The sequence below is a fragment of the Calidithermus roseus genome (assembly GCF_003574095.1).
GTDB lineage: Bacteria > Deinococcota > Deinococci > Deinococcales > Thermaceae > Calidithermus > Calidithermus roseus.
The window spans coordinates 12209-37859 of the sequence record NZ_QWLA01000031.1; the positions used below are offsets into that span (position 1 = coordinate 12209).

Below are 25651 nucleotides of genomic sequence, written 5' to 3' on the forward strand. Positions count from 1 at the left end.
CCCCCTGGAGACGGAAATGCGCCCGCTGCTGCTCGCCATGTGGCTGCTTTTGAGCTCGTGCGTTTTGCTCAAGGAACGCCCTACCGAAGAGGCTGTACCGCAGAACACGAGTGACGCCGCCCAGGAAGAGCCGCCTCCCTGGGACTTCCGTATGCACAGCCTGCCGCCGGATAAGGAGATCCTCATGCCGGTGCGCGGAGTGCGGGTGCGAGAGGTCGCCGACACCTTCGGGGCTCCGCGACCAGGCGGGCGCAGGCATGAGGGGCAGGACATCTTCGCCCCCAAGGGCACGCCGGTCTACTCGGCCACCGAGGGAGTGGTGATCCGGACGGGCTATGGGCAACTCGGGGGCAACTACGTCTACGTGTTGGGACCGGGAGGGCGGCGCTACTACTATGCCCACCTGGACGCTTATGCCAAGGAGCTCGAGGAGGGCCAGGAGGTCACCCCCAGCACCCTGCTGGGTTACGTGGGCAATACCGGCAACGCCCGTACCACCCCGCCCCACCTGCACTTTGGCGTCTACGGGAGTTGGTGGAACGGCGACGAGCGCGTGATCAACCCACTGGTGCTGCTCAAAGACCGCGACTGGAAAACCCTGAGCAAGGTCGAAGTCAGGCCTGCGGGCGGCGCAAAAGCCCCGCCAGCGCGCTGATACACAAAGCCAGGGCGGCCACCAGCGCGAAGGACAGGCGCAGCGAGCTGATCTGGGCGATCCAGCCGATCAAGGGCGGCCCCAGCAGGAAGCCCAAATAGCCCAGCGTAGCCACCGAGGCCAGCGCCACGCCGGGGTGAACCCCCTCCACCCGGCCCGCGGCGCTGAAGACCAGGGGGAAGAGGGGGCAGTAGCCCAGCCCCACCAGCACGAAGCCCAGCAGCACCGGCACAGGTCCCTGCGCCAGCAGCGCCCCCGCCAGGCCAGCAGCGGCCAGCAAGCCACCCAGCCGGGCCAGCCGCACCGGACCAACTCGATGCGTGAGCCAGTCCCCGCTGAGGCGGCCCGCCACCATCGCCAGCGAGAAGGCCGCGTAGCCCCAAGCCGCCAGGGCCTCGGTGGTGCCGATCACCTCGCGCAGGTAGACCGCGCTCCAGTCGGCCATGGCCCCCTCCCCCAGCCCTGTGCAGAAGATGATCACCCCCAGCCCCAGGAGCACGGCATTGCGCGGGAGGGCAAAACCCGGCGCGCCCGCCTCGAGGGTGGCGGCGAGCAGGTGGCGCGTGGCCCACAGCAGGAGGAGGCTCGAGCCCAGCGCACACAGCAGGAAAAAAGCCAGCGGGCCCAACCCGGCTGCAGCAGCCCAGCCCCCGAGCACCGCCCCGGCCAGCCCCCCCAGGCTAAAGAAGGCGTGGAAGCCCGACATGATCGGCCTGTTGTAGGCCTTTTCCACCTCCACCGCCTGGGCGTTCATGGAGATGTCCATGGCGGCGCTGGCGAAGCCGAAGGCCAGCAGGATCGCCCACAGCCACCAGGCGTTGGGAGCGAGGCCCAGCAAGGGCAGGATCAGGCTAAAGGCGAAGGATGCCCAGATCAGCACGCTGCGGCTGCCCAGCCGGGCGATGGCAAAGCCCGTCACGGGCATCGCCAGCACCAGCCCGATGGGCATCCCGGCCAGGGCCAGTCCCAGTTCTCCGGCGCTCAGGTTAAGGCTGGCCTTGATGGCCGGGATTCGGGCCACCCAGGCCGCGGTCACCAGGCCACACACGAAGAAGACGGTCGTGACCGCGAGCCTTGTGATAGGAAAGACCGCGAGGGTGGCTTTCATGAGCGGGTCAGGCGCTCGATCAGGGCGCGGTGCTGAGGGTAGAGTCGGGTCAGGGCCTCGCGCTCGGCCAGCTCGAAGTCGGCGAAGTCGAAACCTGGAGCCACCGTGCAGCCCACCAGGGCATAGCCGCCTGGCGTCTCGACCGTCGCGCCGAACCAGCAGCCCGCCGGAACCAACCCCTGGAAAGACTGGCCCGCCTCGAGGCCCGGCCCCAGCCGGAGGGTACGGTAAGCACCCATGGGTTCGATCAGGTGGACCATCAGGGGATCTCCTGTGTAAAAATGCCACATCTCATCGGAACTCAGGCGGTGCAGGGCCGAGAAGTTGCCGTGCTCGAGCAGGAAGTAGATGCCTGTTGCGACAGGGCGACCGTTAGGGAGGGTCTGGGCTGCACGATAGGTTTCGGCGTAATACCCCCCTTCGGGGTGAGGCTTCAGGCCGAGCCGCTCTATCCAATACTCAGCAGCAGGGAGGGGCACCCCGCGATTGTATAGGCAGACTAGCCCCACGATCCAGCATCGTCCCCAACGGCTATCGGCGCGAGCGGCGCGGGAGGTCGGGCCACATCCCGTCAGCAACGAGGTGGAGCCACTGCGAAACGTAGTATCCCAGGGCCATTGCCCACAGGATTTCGCCGGGGGGCACGGCGATGCGCCCCTGTAGGTTGAGCGAGATGCCCAAATAGCGCAGCAGCCCATCCCCAACCCACAACAGCGCTGCTCCTAGCAGGAGCAGGTATGCCAGGCGGGTCAGCGGCCCGATGAACCAGGTGTGGGACAGCCCCCGGTGGGAAAACATGAGCCCGTAGGGGACCCAAAGCCACCCCAACAAGCCCCAGCGACCTTTGGCCCGCACGCTTCGCTCGGCGAGGTCGAGATCCGGGGTGATGAGGAAGGTGCCTACGCAGTAGCTCGCCACGAAGGCCAAGGCCGTGGGGTCCTCGAGGTCGAAAGAACCCTTGAGGGCCAGGTAGCCCGCGCTGCCCAAACCCAAGACGCAAAGGTTGATGGCCTCATGAACCCGACCCGACGGCACGAGCCCTAATATAGCCGCTTACAGCCAGCCCGCAAGGCCCATCTCCCGCCTACCCCTTGATTTAGCGCCCCTATCCATTGCATACTCGAAGCACACAAGAACCGGTCAAACCCCCCCTTTCGAGGGGTCGTTTTTCGTGGTTTCCGATCAAAATCGAGGTTTTACGCCAATTGTTGCCCAAATACCGGTTTCTCAGATTTGATCCTCACGCACCCCCAGGACAAGGTGTTCAAAGAATCCGTCCTGGACAAATTCCCAGTCACATTTCTCCATCCAGCGAACCAATGCTCTCATACAAGGGGGGGGTTGGCATGATATATTTATGGGCGTGACCGTGGTGCCTCGACTTGCCCACAACCGTGAGACAACGCTCGAGGTCGCCTCGCAGGCGCTTCTTCTGCGCAAAACCATCCTCTCTTGGGGATCGGGGATGCGCAGCCTCCTAGCTTCCCCAATAATCCTCCAAAACTCAACCTCTCGAGCGCGGGTCATCCTTTTCCCCCGCGCCAGTTTTTTGGGGAGATCGCCTGCGGGTGAATACCACGGGAAAACAGAGCTTCGCACCCGCTAACTCTCTGGGTGCTCACGAAAGGAGTCGTCGGTGAGAGAATATCGTCCTGGGGATAAGGTTGTTCTGCCGCCTTATGGCGTAGGGGTGGTTTCGGGAATCGCGCAAAGGACCATTTCAGGCAGCGAACGTGACTACTATCAGGTGGACTTTCCTGGCACCCGCTCCAAAGCCTATGTGCCTGTAGAAGCCCCGCAGATCACCCGAATGCGCCCCGCGCTAGGCCCTGACGAGATTCCTCAGATCCTGCACCTCCTGCGCGAAGGCCGCCTGCCCCTACCCCGTCAGTGGGCCGCCCGTCACCGCAGGACCACTGAAATCCTGGCCGAGGGCGATCCGTACCGCATCGCCACCCTGGCCGGCCAGCTCAGGGCCTGGGACCTCGAGAAGGGCCTCCCCGACCTCGACCGCCAGGCTTTCCGCCGGGCCATGCACCTCCTGGCCGAGGAAATCGCCCAGGTGATGGAGGTGAGCCTGGATGAGGCCCGCGCCCTCTTCGAGGATGCCTGGGGCGAGGAGCTGAATTAAGTCTTCCAGGCGAAGCGAGAAGCCCCCATGCGGGGGCTTCTTTCTGTGCAGGGGCAATTTAGCGGGAAGCTGGGGACAGACAACCCCGCGCCATAAGCAAACCCGAGACCGTTCGGTCTCGGGTTAATCTGGCTCCACGGGCAGGACTCGAACCTGCGACCAATCGGTTAACAGCCGACCGCTCTACCGACTGAGCTACCGTGGAACGTGGCTCGGTGAGCCGCGCTCAACAGAGCGAAAGCCAATATAGCAAAGCCCCTCTCTCTTGGCAAGTGCAATCCCAATCACATCTGGCTATCCTGGGCTTCAAAGTGGGCCTGTCAAGTCAGTAGACTGGGCTCCGCTCTGAGAGCATTGCCCTATGGAAGGTCGCATTCCTCCCCACAACCTCGAGGCTGAAGCCAGCGTGCTGGGTTCGGTGCTGCTCGACAGTGAAGTCCTGGACCGGCTCGAGGGCACCTTGAGCGCGGAGGCGTTTTACAAAGAGGGCCACCGCAAGATCTGGCTGGCCATGGAGCACCTGCGTGCCCGCAACGAACCCATCGACCTGGTGACACTCTCCGACGAGTTGCGCACCCGCGGTGAACTCGACGAGGTGGGCGGCCTGTCCTACCTCGTCGGGCTCTCGGAGACCACGCCCACGGCAGCCTATGCCGACTACTACGCGCGGATCGTCGCGGAGAAGTGGACCCTGCGTAAGCTGATCAACGCCGCCGGCGAGGCCATGCGCATGGCCTACGAGGAAGCCGGGAGCCTGGAGGACATCCTCGACAGCGCCGGGCGCAAAGTGCTGGAGGTCTCGCTCCAGGGCGGCAGGACCGAGTTCCAGAGCATGCGCGAGTTGGTACACGAGACCTTCGAGCACATCCAAATGCTCTATGAGAACCAGGGTCAGACCGAGGGCATCCGCTGCGGCTTCCGCGAGCTGGATGCGATGCTGGGCGGTCTGGGTCCGGGTTCGCTGAACATCATCGCCGCCAGGCCCTCGATGGGAAAGACCGCTTTCGCCCTCACCATCGCCCAGAACGTCGCGCTACGCGAGGGGCTGGGGGTGGCCATCTTCTCGCTGGAGATGCCGGCGGTGCAGCTCGTGACCCGCATGATGTGCTCCGAGGCCCGCATCGACATGAACCGCCTGCGGCAGGGACAGCTCACCGACCGGGACTTCTCGAGGCTCGTGGACGTGGCCGGCCGTATCTCCGAGGCCCCCATCATGATCGACGACACCCCGGACATGACCCTCATGGAGCTGCGCTCGCGTGCGCGCCGCCTGCGGGCCCAGCAGAAGCTGGGACTCATCGTCATCGACTACTTGCAGCTCATGTCCGGCCCCAACAACGGCAGGAACGCCGGGGAAAACCGCCAGCAGGAGATCGCCCAGATCTCGCGCGGGCTCAAGAACCTAGCCCGCGAACTCGAGGTGCCCGTCATCGCCCTCTCCCAGCTCTCGCGCGCGGTGGAGGCCCGCCCCAACAAGCGGCCCATGCTCTCGGACTTGAGGGAATCGGGTTCCATCGAGCAAGACGCCGACTTGGTGATGTTCATCTACCGCGACGACTACTACAACCCCCACTCGGAGAAGGCGGGCATCGCCGAGATCATCGTAGGCAAGCAGCGCAACGGCCCTACCGGGACCGTTGACCTGCAATTCCACGCCCAGCACGTGCGCTTCAACGACCTAGCCAAGGACGAAATCTGATTTTGGGGCAATTCCGTTTGGGGTAACGTTTGAGTGGGTCCGGGTTCTCTATGATGGGGGCGCTGTGAGAGGCCTACGCTGGGCCATGCTGAGTGTGCTGGGCTTGCTGCTGGTGGGTTGGAGCGGCCTCGAGCTACGCCATGCCGGGCGGGTTTACCCTGGGATTACGGCAGCAGGTGTGCCGCTTGGCGGGCTGAACGTCGAGCAGGCCATTGCTCGAGTGGCCGAGGCCACGCGAAGCCTGGAACCTCCCGTCCTCAGCATCAGCGCCAGGGATCGGACCATCCAGATCGCGGCCTCAGAGCTAGGCTGGCAACCCGACCCTGAGGGCACGGTGGAGGCCGCGCTGGAGGTGGGAAGGAGGGGGAACCTGGCCCGGCGGCTGAGTGAGCGCTTCGAGGCCCTGCGCCACGGCGTGGCCTTGCCGCTGAAGGTAAAGGTAGACCAGGGCACCCTCCGAAGCCGCCTCGAGGCCCTAGCCAACAGCGTCAAGCAGCCTCCCCTCGACGCCAGGCTGGTGGCTGAGGAAGGGGTCTGGGTGGTCAAGCCCGAGCAGTCGGGCTTCGAGTTCGACCTTTCAGGAGCCATGGCGGCCTTCGAGCAAGACCCCACCCGCACCCGGCTCGAGCTCATCCCCATACTCCTCCCCGCCCGGATCCTCAAGGAGGACTTGCAGCCCCTGGCCGAGCAGGCCAACGCGCTGCTACGCCCCCTCGTGCTGGTCTACAACACCGGCAGCCAGGTCTATAGCCGAGGAATCTCGAGAAAGGAACTGACCTCCTGGCTCGGCTTCGCCCAGGGCCAGATCGTGGCCAACCGGAGCGCCATCCAATCCAGCGTGCGCCGGGTAGCCCGCGCCTTCGACCGCGACCCGACCGACGCCCGTTACGTGCTGCAGGGGGAGCAGTTGGTGGTCAGGCCCGAGGAAGCGGGCTGGAAGCTCGACCAGAAGGCCGCGCTGAACCTGCTCGAGGCCGCCCTCTTCGACCCCCGTCGCGGCGGGGTCAACCTTCCGGTCATCCCGGCCTATCCCAGGGTTCGGGCCGCCGACCTGCCGCCGGTTGAGGGCCTCGAGCTCCTGGCCGAAGCCAGCACCTCCTTCAAGGGATCGACTGCCGAGCGGGTAGCCAACGTAGTGGCGGCGGCCCGTAACCTCGACGGCTACGTGGTGCCCGCGGGCGAGGAGTTCAACTTTAACCAGGCCGTCGGCGACATCAGCCCGGAGAGGGGCTTCAAGGAAGCGCTGGTGATCTCCGGCGGGCGCACGGTGAAGGGCGTGGGAGGCGGGGTCTGCCAAGTCTCGACCACGGCCTTCCGAGCGCTGTACCAGGCCGGCCTGCCCGTCGTCGAACGCAACCCGCACGCCTACCGGGTGCGCTGGTACGACCCCATCGTCGGCTACGACGCAGCGGTCTACCAGCCTTACCTGAACCTGCGGATGAAGAACGACACCCCCGGCCCTCTGCTGGTGCGGGCCAGCGCCCAGGGAGGCGTCGTGCGGGTGCAGCTTTTCGGGATACCCGATGGCCGCAAGGTCGTGGTCTCACCACCGACCATCCTCTCCCGCACCCCCCACCCTCCCCCGCAATACGTGGTGGAGCCCAGCCTGCGCCCCGGCCAAATCAAGCAAGTCGACTGGGCCGTCGATGGCTACCGCACTCGCATCACCCGCACCGTCGTGAGCGCCTCGAACGAGACCAAGGTGGACTACCTCGACTCCAACTTTCGCCCCTGGCGGGCGGTGTACCAGGTGGGACCGGGCACCGAAGTGGGTGGAGGCAGCCGACCATGGGCCTCGAGGTAAATAGCACTGGCGATCAGCGTTGGAAGTTTTGCCGCGTATGCCGTACGACCCTTTAAGAGGGCGAGGGCGAAGTGGTTCGCTCCACCTCACCCCCATAGGCTCGAGATTAGTCAGCACGAGTATCCACAAGACGTAAAGACGACAGCGCAGGACTACGCAACTCGTAAAGTTTTAGCCCCCGTCCCGGTGCACCCAGAACAAGCTAAGCCTACCCGCTGCTCAGCCTATGCCCTGTGACATCTGACCACCCCTTGAGAAAGCAGGCGGCTCAGGTTAAGCTCATAGGCAACATGTGGGCCTGGAGGTGGTTTTTTAGGTAGCCTGCGGGGGTGGCGTTTTCACTCTCGCGGGCGGCCTCGTGCCGCCCGTCCTCGTTAAGGGCCTACGGGGTTTGGATGGAGGAGCGATGGATGTAGACTCAGCACTCAGACAGATCGAAGCCGCCGGTAGCCTCGAGGCCCTGCAAAGCCTCAAGGTGCAGTACCTGGGCAAGAACGGCCTGCTGACCCAGCAGATGAAGACGCTGGGGAGCCTCACGCCCGAAGAGCGCAGGGAGCGGGGACGGCAGCTCAACGAGGCCAAGGGGCGGCTGGAAGCGGCGCTCGAGGCCCGTGAAGCCGTGTTGCGCGAGAAAGCTTTGCAGGAGCAACTCGAGAAGGAAGCCCTCGACGTTTCCCTGCCCGGCTATGCTTTCCCCACCGGCGGGCTGCACCTTACCAGCCAGATCCTGCAGGAACTCCTGGACATCTTCCGCCGAATGGGCCACAGCGTGGTCGAGGGCCCCGAGGTCGAGAGTGAGTTCTTCAACTTCGACGGGGTCAACATGCCCGAGTGGCACCCCGCGCGGGACATGCAGGACACCTTCTGGCTGGAAAAGCCCGAGAATTTCACCATCCGGGGGCCCTTCGCCGAGAACGTCAACGACCTCGGCGGGGCACTGCTGCGCACCCACACCTCGCCCATGCAGGTGCGCTACATGATCCAGCACAACCCGCCCTTCAAGATCGTGGTGCCGGGGCGGGTATTCCGCTACGAGCAAACCGACGCCTCCCACGAGGCCATGTTCTTCCAGCTCGAGGGCTTGGTGGTGGGACCGGACATCACCATGGCCGACCTCAAGGGAGCCATCACCGAGCTGGCCAGAGGGCTCTTCGGCCCCGAGGCCAAGGTCCGCTTCCAGCCCACCTTCTTCCCCTTCGTCGAGCCGGGGGCCCAGTTTGCCATGTGGTGGGCCGAGCGCGAGAAGTGGCTCGAGCTCGGCGGCAGCGGCATGGTGCACCCCAACGTCTTCAAGGCCGTCGATGACTACCGCCAGAAGATGGGATTGCCCCGCGCCTACGAGGGCATGAGGGGCTGGGCCTTCGGCTTCGGCATCGAGCGGCTGGCCCTGCTGCGCTACGGCATCCCGGATATCCGCTACTTCTACCAGCAGAACCGGCTCTCCTTCCTCAGGCAGTTCAGAAACTAGTCAAACGCCCAGCGCCGAAAGATTCTTCTGCGTTTAGCGTTTTGCGACGGGCGTTAAGCGCAACCGGAGGTTGCAAATGCGAATCGTCTATAGCTGGCTCAAAGAGTTCTTGCCTGACGCACCCAACCCTCAGCGGCTCGAGGAATTGCTCGCCGGGCTAGGGCACGAGACCGAGACCATCGAGCACCTGAGCGCTCCTCATCCCATGGTGGTGTTCGCCAGGGTGCTCTCGGTCGAGGAGATTCCCGGTGCGGAAGTGAGGAAGCTCGTGCTCGACGCAGGGCGAGAAGTGCAGGTGATCTCGGGCGCGCCCAACGCCAGGGTGGGGATGGGGGTGGCGTTGGCCCTGCCGGGGGCGGTCCTGCCAGGGGGCCTCGAGATTGGGGTGAGGAAGATCCAGGGCCTCGAGTCCTACGGCATGGCCCTCTCGGCCAAGGAACTGGCGGTGGGCGAGTACGCCGGCGGGCTGATGGAGTTTCCCGCCGGCGCGCTGCCTCCCGGCACCCCGCTGGCCGAGGCCTGGCCCGACGAGCAGGTGATCGAGATCGAGATCACCCCCAACCGCGCCGACGTGCTCTCGGTGTATGGCGCTGCCCGTGACCTGGCTGCGCTGGGCATGACCCTCCTCCACCCTGACCCCAGGCCCCGCACCAGCAAGATCCCCCTCCCCTTCCAGGTCTGGATCGAAGACACCCACGGCTGCGACCGCTTCACGCTCTCCTACGCCAGGGGGATCAGGAACACCCCCTCACCCCTCGCCGTCCAACGCCGCCTGTATGCCGCCGGGATGCGCCCCATCAGCCTGGTGGTGGACGCGACCAACTACACCATGCTCGAGCTGGGCAACCCCATCCACGCCTACGACGCCCGCTTCATCGGCGAGGGCATTCGGGTGCGGCGGGCCAGGAGGGGCGAGAAGCTGGTCACGCTCGATGGGGTGGAGCGCGAGTTGAACGAACGCGACCTGCTCATCACCGTCGAGCAAGGAGGTCAGAACATCCCCGAGGGCATCGCGGGCGTGATGGGCGGCTCCCGCGGCGAGGTACGCGAGGACACCACGGAGGTAGCGCTCGAGGTCGCCCACTTCGACCCCATCTCCATCCGGCGCACTTCCAAGCGCCAGGGGCTCAAGACCGAGGCCAGCTATCGCTTCGAGCGCGGGGTGGACAAGGATGGTCAGGTGCGGGCTGCCCTGCGCTTCATGGAGCTGGTGCAGCAGTGGCAGGGCGAGGGGGTCGAGGTGGCCGAGGAGCGCATCGACCTCAACCACACCCAGCCCCCCAGGCCCATCGCGTTCCGTCCCAGCCAGGCCAACCGGCTGATCGGCTCGAGCTTCGCGAAGGACGAGCAGTTGGACGCCCTCAAGCGCCTGGGCTTCCAGGTGGCAGGCGACGCGGAGCCCTACCAGGTCACGCCTCCCAGCTATCGCATGGACATGGACATCGAGGAGGACCTGATCGAGGAGGTGGCCCGGATCATCGGCTACGACAAGATTCCCGTCACCCTCCCCTCCTTCTTCCCGGCTCCCGACAACCTGGGCGTGGACGAGCCTTTCCAGGCCAAGGAGCAGCTCAAGCGCGTGCTGGTGGGCCTAGGCTTCCAGGAAGTGGTGAATTACTCCTGGAGCAGCCCTGAAGAACTGGCGAAGTACCGGGCTCCCGCCCCCACCGTGGCCCTGGCCAACCCCCAGGCTTCAGACCGCACCCACCTGCGCACCGCCATCTATCCGGGCCTGCTGCACAACCTCAAGCTCAACCTCTCCCAGGGCGAGCAAGGCCCCTTCCTGCTCTTCGAGATCGGCAACGTGTTCAACCAGACCGAGACCACCCGGCTGGGGATGCTCCTCGCGGGCGAGGCCGTGCCGGGGCTGTGGCAGAAGGGTCTGGAGGGGGGGTTCTACGCGCTGAAGGGCCTGCTCGAGAGCGCCGCCGCTCATCTGGGGTCTGCGTTGAGGGTGGAAAGGGAAAGCTTCCCCCACCTGCACCCCGGCGTCTCGGGAGCGGTGTACTGGAACGCTCAGAAGGTGGGTTCCATCGGGCAGTTGCACCCGGCCATCGCGGCTCAGGCCGAGCTACCGACGTGCTATCTGGCCGAACTCGAGTTGCCCCTCCCCAAGGCCAAGACGGCCTTCAAGGACGTGGCCAAGTACCCGGCCTCGCTGCGTGACCTGGCGGTGGTGGTGCCCGAGGCCGTGCCCTACAGCGAGGTCGAGCGCATCATCCGAGCCAACGCGGGCGAAAACCTCGAGAGCCTGCAAATCTTCGACGTGTACCGGGGCAGCCCGCTCGAGCCGGGGCAGAAGAGCATGGCCTTCCACCTCAGCTTCCGCCACCCGGAGCGCACCCTCACCGATGCCGAGACCGACGCCTACATGCAGCGGGTGATCACGGCCGTCGAGGAAGCGGGCTACGCGATCCGGAGATAGCAGCCGCTGGCAGCGAGGGGGGCAGCTCGAGGGCATTCCACCCCTCCTCACTCCGACACGCCAACGCCAGCCGTAGCCGCGCCCTGGTAACGCGCCAATCACGCAGCCGGCGCCGGGCCACCCCCTAGGATGGAGGCCATGGACCACCCCTCGTCCGAACCTCTGATCGCTGAGGTGCTCGAGGAGTTCGTCCCGCCCGAGGCGGTTGGGGTGGGGCTGCTGGGCAGCTTCGCCCGGAGCCAGGGGCAGCGCTACAGCGACCTGGACCTCAACATCTTCGTGCCACGAGCACCCGAGGAGCAGGCCGAGCGCTACACCCTGCGCCACCGCTCGGGGGCCGCCTGATCAGCCTCAAGAAGCTCACCCCACAGGCCCAGCGCGCCGAGCTCTCCCGGCCCCAGGACGCCGTCTGGGCAGTGCCGGGACTGCGCCAGATGCGCGTCTTGTACGACCCGCACGGCGAGCTGGCCCGGCTAAAGGCCGAGGCCGAGGCCTTCACCTGGGAGGGGCTGGAGCCCGAGGCCGACGCCTTCGTGAGCTACGAGCTGCTCACCAGCGCGGAGGAGGTGCACAAGGTGCTGGGGGGGCTCGAGCGCCAGGACCCCTCCCAGGTGATCTACGCGACGCTGGGGCTGGGACTGGGCACCGCGCGGTTGATGGCGGTGCACAAGCGGCTGTTCATCGAGAGCGAGAACCGCTACTTCGACCTGCTCTACCGCGCCCTCGGGCGCGAGTCGCCCTGGAGCCGTGCCCACAAGCTGGCGGTGGGGTGGAAGGCCGGGGCCTTCGAGCGGCGGGGCATCGCGGCCTTGCAGTTGTATTGGGAAACCTTCATAGAAGTGCAGGCCGTGGTGTGCGAGGAGCACCTCGAGGTCGTGCAGCCCACGCTGCAGGCCATCCAGGAGGGGGGCTGGCTCGAGGCCCGGCTTTAGACGGCTGTCCAAATCCGGCCTGAGGACCGGCCCCGGCTGGGTATACTGCTTTGGTAATGAGGGTCGAAGTCTCCTTGCTGGATGTGGTGGTCTTTTTCGTGATCGCCCTGTCGCTGGCCTACGGGGTGCGCAGGGGTGCTCCGTTTACCCTCGCGGTGGTGCCCGCGCTGGTGGTCTACGTGGTGCTGGCGCAATTCCTGCCCATACACGAGAACCCCTGGCTGGGCAGCGTTCTGGCCGTGATTTTAGGAGTCGGCTCAGGCGCGCTGTCCCAGCTAGTCCCGCTGCCCCGCTTCTCCAACATGACCGAGGGCGTCATCGGGGGGGCGGGCGGGTTGATCTGGGGATTGTTCCTTGCGGTGTGCATCTGGGTCTCCTTCCCTGCGCAGTACAAGGCTTCCACTGGATCACTGCAATACCCCTCCGACCGCATCCCCGATCTGGTGGCCAGGAGTATCGAGGACAGCGGCTTCGCCCAGAGTCTGTTCAACTGGGTGATCAAGAACCCGCTCACCCGGCAGGTTTTTCCGCCCAATTTGCAGTAAGCGTCGAGGGTCAATGGCCAGGGGTCGTACGTCCTGCGTCTTACGTCGTACGCGGCGAAATGCCCAACGCTGAAGGTTGTAGGGACGAGTCACCCGCCTTTTGCTTCCCGCCCTCCAAGCCCTCGACCCTCGCGGGCCACGCGCCTCCGCTATCCCCCCTCACCGGGCTGTTCCTCCAGCAGCAGGCTCTCCCAGCTCTGCCGCCGGCGCAGCACCTCCCACTCCTCGCCCGTCCACAACAGCTCGAGCGGCCTGGGGGTGTCGAGGTAATTGCTGCTCATGCTACTGCCGTAGGCCCCCGCCTGCATAATCGCCAAAGCATCGCCCTCCTTAGGGGTGGGCAGGGTTAGGTCTTTGGCCAGGATGTCCCCGCTCTCGCAGGCGGGTCCGGCCAGGTCGAAGGTCTGGGGCGCTCCTCCTTTGTAGAGCGGCTCCACCGGGTGCTGGGCACCATACAGCATCGGGCGCAACAAATGGCTCATCCCCGCGTCCACCAGCAGGAATTTGCGCCGGGTCTGCTTGAGGCCCCAGGTGCGGGTGACCAGCACCCCGGCCTCGGCCACCAGATAGCGGCCCGGCTCGAGCCACAGCTCCACCCCCAGGCGCTCGGCCAGCCCCAGCGCCGCCGGAGCCAGGCGGGTGAGGTCTAAGCCCAGGCCAAAGCCCCCGCCCAGGTTGAGCACCTCGAAGGGGCCGTGTTCCTTGTACAGCTGCTCCATGAGCGCGTATCCGGCGTGGAAGTCCTCGGCGCGCTCGAGGGCCGAGCCCAGATGCACGTGCAGGCCCAACACGTCGAGGTCTCCGGCCCGCGCGATCTTGAGGGCCCGCCCTATGTCCTGCGGCAGGATGCCAAACTTGCTCTCGCCCCGCCCGGTAGCGAGGTGGTCGTGGGTGAGCACCGGCAGGTCGGGGTTGACCCGCAGGATGACGTGGCTGCCGGGCAGGTGGCGGGTCACCCGCTCAGCGTCGGGCAGGGAGTCCAGGCCCAGGATGGGCACGCCGATCTCCTTGAGCTCGGCGAGCATGGCGGGGGTCTTGAGTGGCCCGTTGAGCAAGACCTCCTTACGCTTGAAACCGGCGGCATAGGCCCGGCGCACCTCCCCCAGGCTCACCGCCTCGAGAAAGACTCCCAACCCCAGCAGCCGCCGCAAGATGCCCAGGCGAGGGTTGGCTTTCATGGCGAAGAACAGCTCAGCCTGGGGGAAAGCCGCTCTGAGGGCGCTTACTTTAGCCTGGATCGAGGTCAGGTCATAGGCATAAAAAGGCGTCTCGTAGCGCTCGAGGGCCGCTTGCAACGCCTGGCGGAATCGGGGGTTGAGGCCGCTCATCCGTCCCAGATTACCCGCAGCATCCTGAGAGCGATGTGCCAAGTGCACGACTCATGCAAGAATACGGCCATGCTCATCGGCGTCGCTGCCCAGTACCGCACCACCGGCGAACTCATCCGCACCAAGATCTGGGGCCTGCTCGAGCCCTACGTCAGGGCCCTCGAGGCCCAGGGGGCCAGCGTGGTGGTGATCCCGCCCCAGGCTCACCCGCTCGAGATCGCCCGCAGGCTCGACGGCATCCTGCTGCCCGGCGGGGTGGACATAGACCCCGTTCACTTCGGCGAGGAGCCCATCCCCGAGATGGGCGAGGTCTCACCCGAGCGCGACGCCCTCGAGCTGGAACTGGCCCGCTACGCCGCCCAGCACGGCATCCCCCTGCTGGGCATCTGCCGGGGCATCCAGGTGATGAACGTGGCGCTGGGGGGCAGCCTCTACCAGGACCTGCCCGCTCAGGGCTTCAGGGCCATCCAGCACTACCAAAAGTCGGAGTCGGGGGTGTTGGGGCACAGCCTCGAGCAGACCGCCAGAAGCCCGCTGGAGGCTTTGTTCCCCCGACGCTTGCGGGTCAACTCCTACCACCACCAGGCCCTCAAGGACCTCGCTCCCGGCCTGCGTGCGGTCGCCGTCGCCCCCGACGGCGTGGTGGAGGCGGTGGTGCTCGAGGGGCACCCCTTCTACCTGGGCGTGCAGTGGCACCCCGAACTCCTGCCCGAGCAGTGGGGCATCTTCCGGGCCTTCGTCGAGGCGGCCAGCGTGTCGGTGCTCGATAGCCGATAACCAGAGCCCGGGCATTGGCTATCGACTATCGACTACCGACCTTTTAGGATACCCCCGTGAACCTCGGCTTTCTCGCCTCGGGAAGGGGCAGTAACCTGCAAGCGGTGATCGACGCCTGCAAGAGCGGGCGACTTCTCGCCACGCCACGGGTGGTGATCTCCAACAACAGCGCTTCGGGAGCGCTCGAGCGGGCCCGGCGGGAGGGCATCCCCGCCTATCACCTCTCGAGCCACACCCACGGCGAGGGATTGGACGAGGCCATCCTCCAGACCCTGCAGCGGCACGAGGTCGAGTTGGTGGTGCTGGTGGGCTACATGAAGAAACTCGGGCCGCGAACCCTGGCGGCCTACCGCAACCGCATCGTCAACATCCACCCGGCCCTGCTGCCCAAGTTCGGCGGGCAGGGGATGTACGGCATGAACGTGCACAAAGCGGTGATCGAGGCGGGCGAGCGCGAGAGCGGCGCAACCATCCACCTCGTGGACGAAGAATACGACCACGGAGCCATCCTGGCCCAGACCCGCGTCCCGGTGCTCCCGGACGACACCCCCCAGACGCTGGCCCAGCGGGTGCTCGAGCGCGAACACGCTTTCCTGGTCGAGACCCTGGGCAAGATCATCAGTGGTGAGATCCGCCTCGATTGATCCAAGAGACCCCCTGGAGGTTCAACCCATGCCCTTTCGCCTCGAGACCCCCCGCCTGATCCTGCGCCAGTTCGAACCGCGCGACCTGGAAGCCTTAATCGCTTACCGCTCCGATCCCCAGGTAGCCCGCTACCAAAGCTGGGACGTGCCTTACCCCAGGGAGAAAGCCCTGGCCTTCCTCGAGGAGGCCACGCGGGCCCGGCCCACGCCGGGGCAGTGGTTCCACATGGCCATCGAATCCAAGAGCAGCGGCGAAACCCTGGGCGAGTGCGCGTTTTTGTGGCTCGAGGACGGCCAGCAGGCCCGGATCGTCGTCACCCTGGCCACGCGGCATCAGCGGCAGGGCTACGCCCGCGAGGCGCTGGAGCGGCTGCTGGAGTACCTCTTCGAGGATTTGAAACTGCACCGGGTGCACGCCAGCGCCGACGTGGAAAACCACGCCGCCTGGCACCTGATGATCCAGTTGGGAATGCGGCTGGAGGGGCAAACGATCGAGAGCCTGTGGCTCAAGGGCCGCTGGAGCAGCGAGTACCACTATGCCCTCCTGCAGAGGGAGTGGCGCGAACAGCGGCGCTGAGGCAGCTATCGGCGAATTGGCAAGACTATCTACTCACTACTCAATCGCGGCCAGGTAGTCGTAGAGGTCGGGGCCGCCCGGCAGCACCTCGATGCTGAGGTCCTCGAACTGAGCGTTCAGGGAGGAGAGCAGCTCATCGAGCTTCTCCCGCTCCACCGCGGCCCCGTGAAAGAGGGTCATGATCTCGTATTCGTTCTCGGCGACGGTCAGGCGCACCAGGTTGATCAGGGCTTCCTCGGGGGTGTCGGCCACCACGACGAGTTTGTCGTTCTTCAGGCCGATGGGCTTGCCCTCCTTGATGTCCAGGCCCTCCAAGCTCGCGTCACGGCTGGCGCGGGTGACCTCGAGGGTCACGGCTCTGGCGGCAGCCTCCTCCATCTCGGGAACCAACTCGGCGGGCTCGGCCTCGGCCTGGTAGACCACCGCAGCCGCCAGCCCCGCCCCTAGGGTACGGGTAGGAACCACCACCACGTTCTTGCCCGCCCCCTTGGCCAGCTCGGCGGCCTGGTTGGCGCTCATGATCACGTTGGCGTTGTTGGGCAGCACGATGACGTTGGGATTGGGCAGGCTCTTGATGGCGTCGAGGATGTCCTGCACGCTGGGGTTGGCGGTCTGACCGCCCGCCACCACACGGGCCCCAAAACCGCGGAAAGCCTTGACCACGCCCCAGCCCGCCGCCACCACCACCAGCCCAGTAGGAGGCGCGGCCTCGTCGGCGGCCCCGGCCATGCTCAGGATCTCGGTGTGCTGCTGGGACATGTCCTCGACCTTGGTGCGCACCATCTTGCCGTAGCGGGCCACCAGGCTCAGCAGGCCGTCGGGATCGTTGGTGTGGATGTGGCCCTTGACGTAGCCCTCGGCCCCCACCACCAAGAGCGAGTCGCCGTAGGGCGAAACCATCTCGCGTATCTTCTCCACCGGCTCGGCCACGCCTTCCATGAGGAACTCGGTGCAGTAGCCGAAGTCTTCCTGCTCGAAGGCGGTCTGGGCGTACTTCTCGATCTTGGGGGGCTCGGGCAGGGGCAGGCCCAGCAGGTAGCCCTGCAAACCCTCGACCAGGCGGATCAGGCCCGCGCCCCCGGCATCGACCACCCCGGCCTGCTTGAGCACCGGCAGCAGTTCAGGCGTGCCCTCCAGTGCCTCGCGGCCCGCCGCCAAAGCGGCCTCGAGCACCTCCTCGATGCTGCTGGCCCTCTCCCCCAGCGCCCTAGCCCCCTCGGCCAGGCCGCGAATGACGGTGAGAATGGTGCCCTCCACCGGCTTCATCACGGCCCTGTAACCGGCCTGTTGGCCCTGCTCGAGGGCCCGCACCAGCAGGGGAGGCGTCAGGATGGGCTCGTTCTTGATGGCCTCGGAGAAGCCCTTGAGGATCTGCGAGGTGATCACTCCGGAGTTGCCACGCGCTCCCAGCAGCGAGCCGTAACTGATGGCCCGCGCCACCTCGCTCATGCGGGAGGTGTCGGCCAGGTCCAACTCCCGCCGCACCGATTGCAGCGTGAGGTACATGTTGGTGCCGGTATCGCCGTCGGGGACGGGATAGACGTTGAGGGCGTTGGTCTCCTCGACGTAGACGGCGAACCAATCGGTGGCGTAGCGGAAAGCCTCGGCTACGGCACCAGGGGTCAGGCTCTCAGCCACGGCTCACCCCCACCACGTGGACTCGCACCGCCGAGAGCTCGGTGCCGGCGAGGCTCTTGGCCGCCCAGTGAACCCGCTCGCCGATGTTGTCCACCACGGCGGGGATACGCGAGCCAAAGGCCACCACCACGTAAAGGTCGGCCACGTATTTACCGGGAGCGGCGGGATCGGGCTTGACCACTACCCCTTCGCTGGCCTCGGTCTTTCCCAGGATGCGGCTGATCGAATCGCGAATTCCGGCGGGGCTCATGCCCACCACGCCGGGCACTTCATGGGCGGCCAGGGCTACGATGGCGGCCAAGGCCCCTTCGGTTACGGTGATATTGCCTTTCAAGCAAGCCTCCAAAAGCGCTGAGGATGAGCGGCTCACAGCTAAAACTCAGCTATGGGCCAGCGGCTATTCGCTCAGCTATCGGCGTTATTCTATCAGCCGCGCCTCGAGGCGGCCCCAATCCCGCCCGAAGGCTAGGAACACCGGGGTGCGGCGGGCGTCGTTGCGCAGCCAGATCTCGATGGTGGCCCCGTTCTGGGCGATGCGGTAGCCCAGCAGCCCCTCTTTGTCCTTGCCCAAGACCTCGGGTCTGCTCAGGATGATCGCTTTGAAATCCACCATCTGCACGACCCTGGCTTCGGGGTTGAGTCGCAGGAAGTACAGCACCGAGAGGTCGTCGAGCACCGGGCGCACGTCGGCTTTGTAGCCGTGCTTCTGGCCGTCAGGCTCGATGATGGTCACCGCCAGCGGCTCCTGGCTGGCCGAGCGCTCGGCCAGGAGGCGGGTAGTGCCCCTGAAAGGCTCGATGAGGGTCTTGGAAAAGCGCAGGGTGTAGAGTTCCTCGTCCACCAGGCTCTCCACCTCGTAGCCATAGCCCAGCAGCACCCCCAGCCCCTTGGGGATCAGCCTTCCCTCGAAGCGCCAGCCCCCGGCCTGGGCGGTGGCCGTCACGTGCAATTCGCCAGCTTCGAGGCCCACCCAGCTAAAGCGGTAGACCAGCTTCTCCCCCGAAGCCCACGGCACCCCCCTGGCGGCCCAGGCGGATGGGCCGAGGACGCTCAGGCAAAACAGGAGGGGCCAGGCAAACTTCATCGCTCACCGCCAGCTTACCAAGCAGGCTGAAAAGTGGGGATTAGGGAATGACCAAAACCACGTAGCTGCTAGACTTGTAAGGCTCTATGGGCCGCATTCTGCTGATCTCCAACGGCCACGGCGAAGACATCATCGCCACGGCCATCGGGCAGAAGCTCCAGGCGCTGGGGCACGGCCTCGAGGCGCTGCCGCTGGTGGGCCGGGGCACGGCCTACGAGCGGGCGGGTTTCGCCGTGCACGGCCCGCGCCAACAGATGCCCTCCGGAGGCTTCGTGCTCGATGACCCCACGGCCTTCCTGCGCGACCTGCGGGCGGGCTGGCTGGCGATGAGCCTGGGGCACTGGCAGGCGGCCCGCCGGGTAGCCGCCCGGTCGGAGGCCATCGTGGCCGTGGGCGACCTCTACGCCCTGGCGGTAGCCCGCATCTTTGGCCGCAAGCCCACCTTTTTGGTGCAGTCGCGGGTTTCGCTGCGGGCCTGGCAGGGGCAGGGTGGGCGGGTAGACCGCGCGTACACGGGCCTCGAGCGCTTCCTCATGCGAAGCGCCGTGCGGGTCTACCCCCGCGAGGCCGAGGGGGCCCGGTGGCTGTGCGCCCACGGCATCGCCCAGGCCGAGTACCTGGGCAACCCCATGCTCGACGCGGTGAGCGGCGAGGCTGGCCTCGAGCCTCCCCCGCCCTACCTGCTGCTGCTGCCCGGCTCGCGCCCCGACGCCTACTACAGCCTGCCGAGGATGCTCGAGGCCTGCCGCCTGCTGCGCCCCAGTGGCCTGACCCCGGTGGTGGCCTGGGCGGGCCTCGAGCTGGGCAGCCTGCAAACCCCCGGATGGGCCAGAGAAGCCACCGGAAAGGCCGAGGGCGTGGTGCTGCGCCTGATCCACCCCGACGGCACCGTAGTCCACTTGGCCACAGAAGCCTTTCGGCGAGCGCTCGAGGGGGCTCGTCTGGCCCTCTCGACCAGCGGGACCGCCGCCGAACAGGCCGCAGGGTTCGGCGTGCCCCTGGTAGGGTTCCCCACCGCCGGCCCCCAATACACCCTCCCCTTCGCCCAGGCCCAGCAGAGGATGCTGGGACAGGCCCTGACCCTGACGGAACCCAACCCCGAAACCATTGCTCGAGCCGGGCTCGAGTTGCTCTCCGACCCCACCCGCTACGCCGCCGCCCAGGCCGACGGCAAGGCCGCGATGGGCGAGCCGGGAGGAGCGGAGCGTATCGCCGGAGACATAGATTGGCACTTGCGTCGATGGTCGAAGGTCGATAGCTCATAGTCAAACGCAAAACGCCCTACGGTCGTGATGCGGTCTACAGGCTCGAGGCGAGGCGTCTGATAGTGTGGGGCGTCATGAGCCAGCAGTCCTCCCCCTCGGCCTCCGCGGCCCAGGCCGGGCAGTCGGATAAGCCCGGTAGCCCCCAGCGCGACTGGGACAGCTTCGTAGCGCGACAGGTCCAGGAACAAACCGCCCAGCACGAATATCCGTTGCGGCGAAAGCTGGACTTTTCGCCTTTCGAGGAAGCCCTAGCCCGTCTCGAGCCCACCCTCCTCGAGCGCCTCGAGCACCTGAGCCAGTCCTCGAGCATCCAGGAGCTTCAGGTCGCGATGGGGGCGGGCGAGGTGAGTTCCGAGCAACTCACCCTCTTTTACTTAGAGCGCATCCGCCGCTACAACGACCGGCTTGGCGCCTACCTCGAGCTCAACCCCCTGGCCCTCGAGCAGGCCCGCGAGCGCGACCTCGAGCGCCAGCAGGGCCGTGTGCGCGGCCCACTCCACGGCATCCCCCTGTGCCTAAAAGACAACATCGCCACCGCCGCCCCCATGCACACCACCGCCGGAGCCGCCGCGCTGCGCGACGCCACCCCCGACCGCGACGCCTTCGTCACGCGAAGGCTCGTGGAGGCCGGGGCGGTGATCCTGGGCAAGAACAACCTCTCGGAGTGGGCCAATTTCATGAGTAGCACCTCGGTCAACGGCTTCAGTGCCCTGGGGGGCCACACCCGCAACCCCTACGGCCCCTTCGACGTGGGAGGCAGCAGCAGCGGAACCGCCTCGGCGGTGGCGGCCAACCTGGCCGTAGCGGGAATCGGCAGCGAGACCTCGGGCTCGCTCATCTATCCTGCCGCCCAGAACAGCCTCTTCACCCTCAAGCCCACCCTGGGGCTGGTCAGCCGCGACCGCATTATCCCCATCACCGACGCGCAGGACACCGCCGGCCCCATGACCAAAAACGCCGCCGACTTGGCCGTGCTCATGTGCGTGCTGGCCGCGCACGATCCCAACGACCCCCTCACCCAGCGGGCGCTGCACCCCAGGGTCGGGGAGTTTGCCAGGGTTCCGGCCCCGCTGTCGCTCGAGGGGCTGAGGGTGGGCTGGGTGCAGCACGTGCAGCGCGAGGGCGACCAGGCCGTGATGGAGCGCGTGGCCCAGAGCCTGCGCGAGGCGGGGGCGGAAGTGGTACCCGTACCCTACCCTCAGGCCAAACTCGAGATGCTCCCCGTGCTGCGCTACGGCCTGCGCCAGGGAGTCAACGCCTACCTCGAGGCCACCGGAGCCCCCATCGGAAGCCTCGAGCAGGTAATCGCCTTCAACACCCAGAACCCGGTGGCCGCTCCCTACGGCCAGGACCTGCTGCAAGCCTCCCAGGACGAGGCCATGACCGCCGATCAGTACCGCGAACTCGCCCTGCACAACCGCAAGATGGGCATGGCGGCCTTGCGGGAGTTGATGACGCAAAGCCAGGCCACGGTGCTCATGGCCATCGGCAACAGCCTCTCGCTCTACACCTCGACTTCCGGCTTCCCCGTTCTCAACTTCCCGGCAGGCTACCGCGACTCCGGTGAACCGGTGGGGGTTTCGCTGGTGGGGGACCTGCTCGAGGATGCCTATCTGATCTCCTTGGCCCAAGCGATCTCGAGCCGGCTCGGCGTGCGCCGCCCGCCCCGGCTTTAGCGTCTGGCGTACGGCGTACGACCTTATGGCGTAGATTGAGCCTCATGATAATCGTCTCCACCCTGCGCGACCTGCTGGTGCTCTTGCTGCTACCCGCCCTCGCGCTCAGCGCGCTGCTGAGCCTGCCCTTGCTGGTGCGCGAGCCTGCGGCGTGGCAGTTGCGTTTGTTCAAGGGGTTGGTGGGCCTGGCGATGGCCGGTTTCGTCTTGGATTTGCTGTTTCGTTTCGTGATTTCCGGGGGCTCGCCCTGGCTGCACTCCGCCTACGGCCTACTGACGGTGCTGATCCTCTACGGCGTGAGCGGCCTCGAGCCCGGAGGCTGGCTACGCGAGAGCCTCAGTAAAGCGCCTGAGCGCATCGGCCCCTATCTCTTCTGGGCGAGCTTCGCGGGCTTTCTGCTGTGGTGGCGCTTCATCGAGACGGGGCAGTGAGGAAGCGGTCGGCGAAGCCCAACTCCCCATCGCCAAGCGGCGTATCTTTGCGTTGGGCGTTCTACCTACGGTAGCTTAAGGCTCGTGCGGTCCGGGCCTATCGAACTCATCACAAATGCTCCCGCCGACTGGCCCAGGGTGTGGCTCGAGGGCCCCCTCACCGCGCATACCCCCACCCTGCACTTCATCACCGCCGTGGAGACCTGCTTTCGCGGCTCGCAGTTGCAGGTGCTCGAGGCCGACGTGGTGCGGGTCACCCGTCAGGGGGTGCTGGTGGTTCCCTTGCGGGTCAGGGCTCCGGATGGCGAGTATGACCTGTTCTTCTACCCCGAAGCCGATGAGAAGGCCGCCGGACACTTCATGGCGGTATACGAGATCGCGCGGAAATTTGGCCGCCTCAAGCCGGTTTTTTACAGCACCGACGACCTCTTCGCCATCTACCCCGACGACGTAGGCGAGGTGGCGCGGCAGGACCGGCTGTTCATCCAGGCTTCGCTCATGCCCCCCAGGGGTCAGTACGCGATGTGGTGGGCCGAGCAGCCTGGTGAGCGCTTCGAGCTGAGCCCTACCTACGGCCTCATCGACCGGCTGTACCGCGAGATCAGTGGGCTGGAGTTCTCGGCCTTTGCCCAGCTCTTAATCGAGATCGGGATGATCCAGAGCGAAGAAGAAGCCACCGCCTACACCTTCCCCGATCAGACCGTGGAAATCCCCCTCCAAGGCCCTGAAGGCGTGCCGATCATCTTGTCCTTCTCCCAGGCGCGGGGAATTCGCTTTCACTTCCACACCCAGCGCACCCCGCCAGAGTACCGCGAACTCTTCCTCAACCTGGCCCTGCTGCGCTTCAAACTGTGGAAGAAGCAGCCCGAGATCGCCTCCTTGCCCAGGCTCGAGAGCCCCCCCTTGCTGTGGTGGCAGGACCTAGGCAAGCGCCTGCGCTCGCTGAGCGATGACCAGGCCATCGGCGCAGTGGGTTCGGTCAAACGCTGATCTAGGGCCCGCTTCAGCTACCACTCCCTGGGTTTCCAGGGGGTTAATTTTTACTGGAATTAACTTTGTACCATGTACTTTTGCCATATGTTAAATAATCAAATGACAATTTGCTCATACTGGGCATGTTTTTGCAAAGTGTTAATCATAAGTTGATCAGTTGACCAAAAATTTGTTGACAGTTTGCATGACTACCCCTATACTTCCCGGCATGGGAGGCCCGGCTTCCCATCCCCAGAACACAACCTTATGGAGACGGTTCCTGGTACCCCTACCCACTGCTGTTTCTGCGCCATGCAGTGCGCGATGCAGTTGCACGCCGACGGCACGGTCAAACCCCTGCCCCACCCCGTCAACGGGGGGAAGCTCTGCGTGCTGGGCCTGACCTCGGGCGAGTTGCTGGGGCACGCCGACCGCCTGAGGACCCCCCTGGTGCGCAAGAACGGGCGGCTCGAGCCCGTGAGCTGGGAAGAAGCGCTCGAGGTGGCCGTGCAGGGTTTCCAGCACATCACCACCGAGCACGGCAAGAGCGCCAACGCGGTGTACGGCGGGGGCAGCCTGAGCAACGAAAAAGCCTACCTGCTGGGCAAGTTCGCCCGGTTAGCCCTGGGAACGCCGCACGTGGACTACAACGGGCGCTACTGCATGTCGGCGGCGGCAGCGGCCCAGAACCGCGCGCTGGGGCTGGACCGGGGGCTAAACCGCCCCCTCGCCGACCTTCCCCAACACGACGTGATCCTGCTGGTGGGCTCCAACGCCGCCGAGTGCCTGCCCATGCTGATGCCTCATCTACAGCGGGCTAAGGAGGGCGGAACCCGCTTCGTCGTGGTGGATCCCCGACGCACCACCACGGCCAACCTCGCCGCCTTGCACCTGGCGGTGCGCCCCGGCACCGACCTCGCGCTGGCCAACAGCCTGCTCTACCTGCTGGCCACAGACCAGCGACTCAACCATAGCTTCATCGCCGAGCACACCCAGGGGCTCAAGGAGGCCCTGGGGGCCGTGCAGGGATGTACGGCAGCCTGGGCCGCGAAGGTGTGCGGGCTCATGCCTTACGAGATCGAACAGGCCGCCGAACTGCTCGCCAGCGCCCGCAAGGCCCTCATCCTCACGGGGCGCGGAGCCGACCAGAACTCACGCGGCGTGGCCACCAGCCTGGCTTTCATCAACCTGGCGCTGGCTCTGGGGGCCGAGTTTGGCACCCTCACCGGCCAGGCCAACGGCCAGGGTGGACGCGAGATGGGCCAGAAGGCCGATCAGTTGCCGGGCTACCGCAACATCGAAGACCCCGCCGACCGCCAGGCCGTCGCCCGCGTGTGGGGGGTCGAACCCGAGCAACTCCCCGCAAAGGGATACTCGGCCTTCGAGATCTTGCAGGCCATCGCTCGCGGCGAAATCCGGGGGATGCTGGTAATGGGTTCGAATCCCATCCCCTCTTCCCCGCGCTCGGACTGGGTGCGCGAGAGCCTCGCGCGCATGGAACACCTGGTGGTGATCGACTCCTTCCTCTCGGAAACCGCCCGCTACGCCAGAGTGGTGCTGCCCGGTGCGCTGTGGAGCGAGGAAGACGGCACCACGACCAACCTCGAGGGCCGCGTGGTCCTGCGCCGGGCGGTGCGCTTTCCCCCCGCCGGAGCCAGGAGCGACCGGGAGATCCTCTGTGCCCTCGCCGCCGGACTGGGCGCGGGACGGCACTTCAGCTACAGCAGCCCCAAAGAGGTCTACAACGAGCTGCGCCAGGCCACGCGGGGTGCTAAGGCCGACTATTACGGCATCACCTGGGAGCGTCTGGCGGCTGGAGAGGAGCTGTTCTGGCCCTGCCCGTCCGAAGACCACCCCGGCACACCCCGACCCTTCGCCGAGCGTTTCGCCCACGCCGACGGGCGCGCTCGCTTCAGCCCCACCCCCTTCCGGCCCAGCGCTGAAGAGCCTACCGCCCGCTACCCCCTCTACCTCACCACCGGGCGGGTGCTCTATCACTACCTCACCGGCAACCATACCCGCCGCTTGGGGCGCCTCTTCAGGAAGTACCCCGAGCCGCTGTTGGAGGTCCACCCTGAAACCGCCCAGCACCTCGGGCTCGTCGAGGGTGAACTGGCCGAGGTCAGCAGCCAGCGCGCCAGCGCTCGCTACCGGGTCAAGCACAACCCTAAGATTCGCCCCGACACCCTCTTCGTGCCCTTCCACTGGGAAGGGCAGCAGGCCATCAACCGGCTGATGAACTCGACGCTCGACCCCATTTGCCAGATGCCCGAGTTCAAGGTAGCCGCCGTGACCCTCACCCCGGTCGCCCAGCCCGAAGCCATGACGGCGGCAGCCGACTAGGAGGAGCCGAGCCATGTACTACCCCGTGATGCTGAACCTAACCGGCAGGGAGGTGCTGTTCGTGGGAGGGGGCTGGGAGACGGAGGCCAAGGTGCGGGGTCTGCTGGAGGTGGGGGCCAAGGTGACCCTGCTCTCCCCCCATGCGCACC

25 protein-coding genes and 1 tRNA gene are annotated in these 25651 nt (G+C 66.2%); 18 read left to right on the top strand and 8 right to left on the bottom strand.

Annotated features, from left to right (window positions below):
• Positions 1-16 precede the first annotated feature (16 nt).
• Positions 17-655 carry a M23 family metallopeptidase gene (locus Mrose_RS09205; RefSeq protein WP_119277584.1) on the top strand — a complete coding sequence of 213 codons (639 nt, stop codon included), beginning with the start codon at positions 17-19 and terminating at the stop codon, positions 653-655.
• Here the strand turns inward: Mrose_RS09205 and Mrose_RS09210 are convergent.
• The 3 genes from Mrose_RS09210 to Mrose_RS09220 are packed head-to-tail and all read right to left on the bottom strand — an operon-like array spanning position 615 to position 2798.
• Positions 615-1763, bottom strand: coding sequence for an MFS transporter (locus Mrose_RS09210; RefSeq protein WP_119277586.1), 1149 nt, complete (start codon positions 1761-1763; stop codon positions 615-617). The two genes, Mrose_RS09205 and Mrose_RS09210, sit on opposite strands and share 41 nt — an antisense overlap.
• On the bottom strand, positions 1760-2242 hold the full coding sequence (locus Mrose_RS09215; protein ID WP_119277588.1) for a cupin domain-containing protein: 483 nt from the start codon (positions 2240-2242) through the stop codon (positions 1760-1762). Before Mrose_RS09215 ends, Mrose_RS09210 begins: the two co-directional genes overlap by 4 nt.
• Before the next feature lie 52 nt (positions 2243-2294).
• Positions 2295-2798: a metal-binding protein gene (locus Mrose_RS09220; protein WP_119277590.1), complete on the bottom strand. Its 504-nt coding sequence runs from the start codon at positions 2796-2798 to the stop codon at positions 2295-2297.
• 601 nt (positions 2799-3399) lie between these two features.
• Between Mrose_RS09220 and Mrose_RS09225 the strand changes: the two genes are divergently transcribed.
• The gene (locus Mrose_RS09225; protein WP_119277592.1) at positions 3400-3894 is read left to right on the top strand and encodes a CarD family transcriptional regulator; all 495 of its coding nucleotides are present in this window, start codon (positions 3400-3402) and stop codon (positions 3892-3894) included.
• A 129-nt stretch (positions 3895-4023) separates the two neighbouring features.
• Here Mrose_RS09225 and Mrose_RS09230 read toward each other — a convergent pair.
• A tRNA-Asn gene (locus tag Mrose_RS09230) sits at positions 4024-4099 on the bottom strand.
• A 156-nt stretch (positions 4100-4255) separates the two neighbouring features.
• Between Mrose_RS09230 and dnaB the strand changes: the two genes are divergently transcribed.
• The 7 genes from dnaB (at position 4256) to Mrose_RS09265 (ending at position 12767) form a co-directional block, all read left to right on the top strand.
• Positions 4256-5593: a replicative DNA helicase gene (dnaB, locus tag Mrose_RS09235; protein WP_119277594.1), complete on the top strand. Its 1338-nt coding sequence runs from the start codon at positions 4256-4258 to the stop codon at positions 5591-5593.
• Positions 5594-5657: 64 nt separating this feature from the next.
• Positions 5658-7397 (top strand): VanW family protein, encoded by a 1740-nt coding sequence (locus tag Mrose_RS09240; RefSeq protein ID WP_119277596.1) that lies wholly within the window; start codon positions 5658-5660, stop codon positions 7395-7397.
• A 406-nt stretch (positions 7398-7803) separates the two neighbouring features.
• Positions 7804-8865 (top strand): phenylalanine--tRNA ligase subunit alpha, encoded by a 1062-nt coding sequence (gene pheS, locus Mrose_RS09245; RefSeq protein WP_119277597.1) that lies wholly within the window; start codon positions 7804-7806, stop codon positions 8863-8865.
• Between the two features lie 76 nt (positions 8866-8941).
• Positions 8942-11290: a phenylalanine--tRNA ligase subunit beta gene (gene pheT / locus Mrose_RS09250; RefSeq protein WP_119277599.1), complete on the top strand. Its 2349-nt coding sequence runs from the start codon at positions 8942-8944 to the stop codon at positions 11288-11290.
• 138 nt (positions 11291-11428) lie between these two features.
• On the top strand, positions 11429-11635 hold the full coding sequence (locus Mrose_RS09255; RefSeq protein ID WP_182482749.1) for a nucleotidyltransferase domain-containing protein: 207 nt from the start codon (positions 11429-11431) through the stop codon (positions 11633-11635).
• 89 nt (positions 11636-11724) lie between these two features.
• On the top strand, positions 11725-12222 hold the full coding sequence (locus Mrose_RS09260; RefSeq protein WP_119277603.1) for a hypothetical protein: 498 nt from the start codon (positions 11725-11727) through the stop codon (positions 12220-12222).
• A gap of 56 nt (positions 12223-12278) precedes the next feature.
• Positions 12279-12767, top strand: a complete 489-nt coding sequence (locus Mrose_RS09265) for a hypothetical protein (protein WP_119277605.1) — start codon at positions 12279-12281, stop codon at positions 12765-12767.
• Between the two features lie 149 nt (positions 12768-12916).
• Here the strand turns inward: Mrose_RS09265 and lysA are convergent, their stop codons facing one another.
• Positions 12917-14095 (bottom strand): diaminopimelate decarboxylase, encoded by a 1179-nt coding sequence (lysA, locus tag Mrose_RS09270; protein ID WP_119277606.1) that lies wholly within the window; start codon positions 14093-14095, stop codon positions 12917-12919.
• A gap of 69 nt (positions 14096-14164) precedes the next feature.
• On the opposite strand from lysA, the gene Mrose_RS09275 reads away from it, so the two are divergent.
• The 3 genes from Mrose_RS09275 to Mrose_RS09285 are packed head-to-tail and all read left to right on the top strand — an operon-like array spanning position 14165 to position 16093.
• Positions 14165-14872 carry a gamma-glutamyl-gamma-aminobutyrate hydrolase family protein gene (locus Mrose_RS09275; protein ID WP_119277608.1) on the top strand — a complete coding sequence of 236 codons (708 nt, stop codon included), beginning with the start codon at positions 14165-14167 and terminating at the stop codon, positions 14870-14872.
• A 56-nt stretch (positions 14873-14928) separates the two neighbouring features.
• The gene (gene purN, locus Mrose_RS09280) at positions 14929-15516 is read left to right on the top strand and encodes a phosphoribosylglycinamide formyltransferase (RefSeq protein WP_119277610.1); all 588 of its coding nucleotides are present in this window, start codon (positions 14929-14931) and stop codon (positions 15514-15516) included.
• 28 nt (positions 15517-15544) lie between these two features.
• Entirely contained in the window at positions 15545-16093 is a 549-nt protein-coding gene (locus tag Mrose_RS09285; protein ID WP_119277612.1) for a GNAT family N-acetyltransferase, read from the top strand.
• Between the two features lie 36 nt (positions 16094-16129).
• Here the strand turns inward: Mrose_RS09285 and Mrose_RS09290 are convergent, their stop codons facing one another.
• The 3 genes from Mrose_RS09290 to Mrose_RS09300 form a co-directional block, all read right to left on the bottom strand.
• On the bottom strand, positions 16130-17731 hold the full coding sequence (locus Mrose_RS09290; protein WP_119277613.1) for a DAK2 domain-containing protein: 1602 nt from the start codon (positions 17729-17731) through the stop codon (positions 16130-16132).
• On the bottom strand, positions 17724-18065 hold the full coding sequence (locus Mrose_RS09295) for an Asp23/Gls24 family envelope stress response protein (protein WP_018466780.1): 342 nt from the start codon (positions 18063-18065) through the stop codon (positions 17724-17726). The genes Mrose_RS09290 and Mrose_RS09295 overlap by 8 nt, the downstream gene beginning before the upstream one ends.
• Positions 18066-18149: 84 nt before the next feature.
• Entirely contained in the window at positions 18150-18815 is a 666-nt protein-coding gene (locus Mrose_RS09300) for a DUF3108 domain-containing protein (RefSeq protein WP_119277615.1), read from the bottom strand.
• Positions 18816-18901: 86 nt separating this feature from the next.
• Between Mrose_RS09300 and Mrose_RS09305 the strand changes: the two genes are divergently transcribed.
• The 6 genes from Mrose_RS09305 to Mrose_RS09330 form a co-directional block, all read left to right on the top strand.
• Complete coding sequence (locus Mrose_RS09305) at positions 18902-20080, top strand: lipid-A-disaccharide synthase-related protein (protein ID WP_119277617.1); 1179 nt, start codon at positions 18902-18904, stop codon at positions 20078-20080.
• A gap of 74 nt (positions 20081-20154) precedes the next feature.
• Positions 20155-21756: an amidase family protein gene (locus tag Mrose_RS09310; RefSeq protein ID WP_245969778.1), complete on the top strand. Its 1602-nt coding sequence runs from the start codon at positions 20155-20157 to the stop codon at positions 21754-21756.
• A gap of 44 nt (positions 21757-21800) precedes the next feature.
• A complete protein-coding gene (locus Mrose_RS09315) occupies positions 21801-22187 on the top strand; it encodes a hypothetical protein (RefSeq protein WP_119277621.1) in 387 nt (128 codons plus the stop codon).
• A gap of 84 nt (positions 22188-22271) precedes the next feature.
• Positions 22272-23177: a hypothetical protein gene (locus tag Mrose_RS09320; RefSeq protein WP_119277623.1), complete on the top strand. Its 906-nt coding sequence runs from the start codon at positions 22272-22274 to the stop codon at positions 23175-23177.
• 306 nt (positions 23178-23483) lie between these two features.
• A complete protein-coding gene (locus Mrose_RS09325; RefSeq protein WP_220452309.1) occupies positions 23484-25502 on the top strand; it encodes a molybdopterin oxidoreductase family protein in 2019 nt (672 codons plus the stop codon).
• A gap of 28 nt (positions 25503-25530) precedes the next feature.
• Positions 25531-25651: NAD(P)-dependent oxidoreductase (locus tag Mrose_RS09330; RefSeq protein ID WP_147371600.1), on the top strand; the 121-nt coding region annotated here is incomplete at its 3' end.

What these genes read in the sequence shown, in the direction of transcription:
- Mrose_RS09205 (WP_119277584.1), top strand. Translation starts at nt 17, where the DNA reads ATGCGCCCGCTGCTGCTCGCCATGTGGCTGCTTTTGAGCTCGTGCGTT.
- Mrose_RS09210 (WP_119277586.1), bottom strand. Translation starts at nt 1,763, where the DNA reads ATGAAAGCCACCCTCGCGGTCTTTCCTATCACAAGGCTCGCGGTCACG.
- dnaB (WP_119277594.1), top strand. Translation starts at nt 4,256, where the DNA reads ATGGAAGGTCGCATTCCTCCCCACAACCTCGAGGCTGAAGCCAGCGTG.
- pheS (WP_119277597.1), top strand. Translation starts at nt 7,804, where the DNA reads ATGGATGTAGACTCAGCACTCAGACAGATCGAAGCCGCCGGTAGCCTC.
- pheT (WP_119277599.1), top strand. Translation starts at nt 8,942, where the DNA reads ATGCGAATCGTCTATAGCTGGCTCAAAGAGTTCTTGCCTGACGCACCC.
- Mrose_RS09255 (WP_182482749.1), top strand. Translation starts at nt 11,429, where the DNA reads ATGGACCACCCCTCGTCCGAACCTCTGATCGCTGAGGTGCTCGAGGAG.
- Mrose_RS09260 (WP_119277603.1), top strand. Translation starts at nt 11,725, where the DNA reads ATGCGCGTCTTGTACGACCCGCACGGCGAGCTGGCCCGGCTAAAGGCC.
- Mrose_RS09265 (WP_119277605.1), top strand. Translation starts at nt 12,279, where the DNA reads ATGAGGGTCGAAGTCTCCTTGCTGGATGTGGTGGTCTTTTTCGTGATC.
- lysA (WP_119277606.1), bottom strand. Translation starts at nt 14,095, where the DNA reads ATGAGCGGCCTCAACCCCCGATTCCGCCAGGCGTTGCAAGCGGCCCTC.
- Mrose_RS09275 (WP_119277608.1), top strand. Translation starts at nt 14,165, where the DNA reads ATGCTCATCGGCGTCGCTGCCCAGTACCGCACCACCGGCGAACTCATC.
- Mrose_RS09285 (WP_119277612.1), top strand. Translation starts at nt 15,545, where the DNA reads ATGCCCTTTCGCCTCGAGACCCCCCGCCTGATCCTGCGCCAGTTCGAA.
- Mrose_RS09300 (WP_119277615.1), bottom strand. Translation starts at nt 18,815, where the DNA reads ATGAAGTTTGCCTGGCCCCTCCTGTTTTGCCTGAGCGTCCTCGGCCCA.
- Mrose_RS09305 (WP_119277617.1), top strand. Translation starts at nt 18,902, where the DNA reads ATGGGCCGCATTCTGCTGATCTCCAACGGCCACGGCGAAGACATCATC.
- Mrose_RS09310 (WP_245969778.1), top strand. Translation starts at nt 20,155, where the DNA reads ATGAGCCAGCAGTCCTCCCCCTCGGCCTCCGCGGCCCAGGCCGGGCAG.
- Mrose_RS09315 (WP_119277621.1), top strand. Translation starts at nt 21,801, where the DNA reads ATGATAATCGTCTCCACCCTGCGCGACCTGCTGGTGCTCTTGCTGCTA.
- Mrose_RS09325 (WP_220452309.1), top strand. Translation starts at nt 23,484, where the DNA reads ATGCAGTTGCACGCCGACGGCACGGTCAAACCCCTGCCCCACCCCGTC.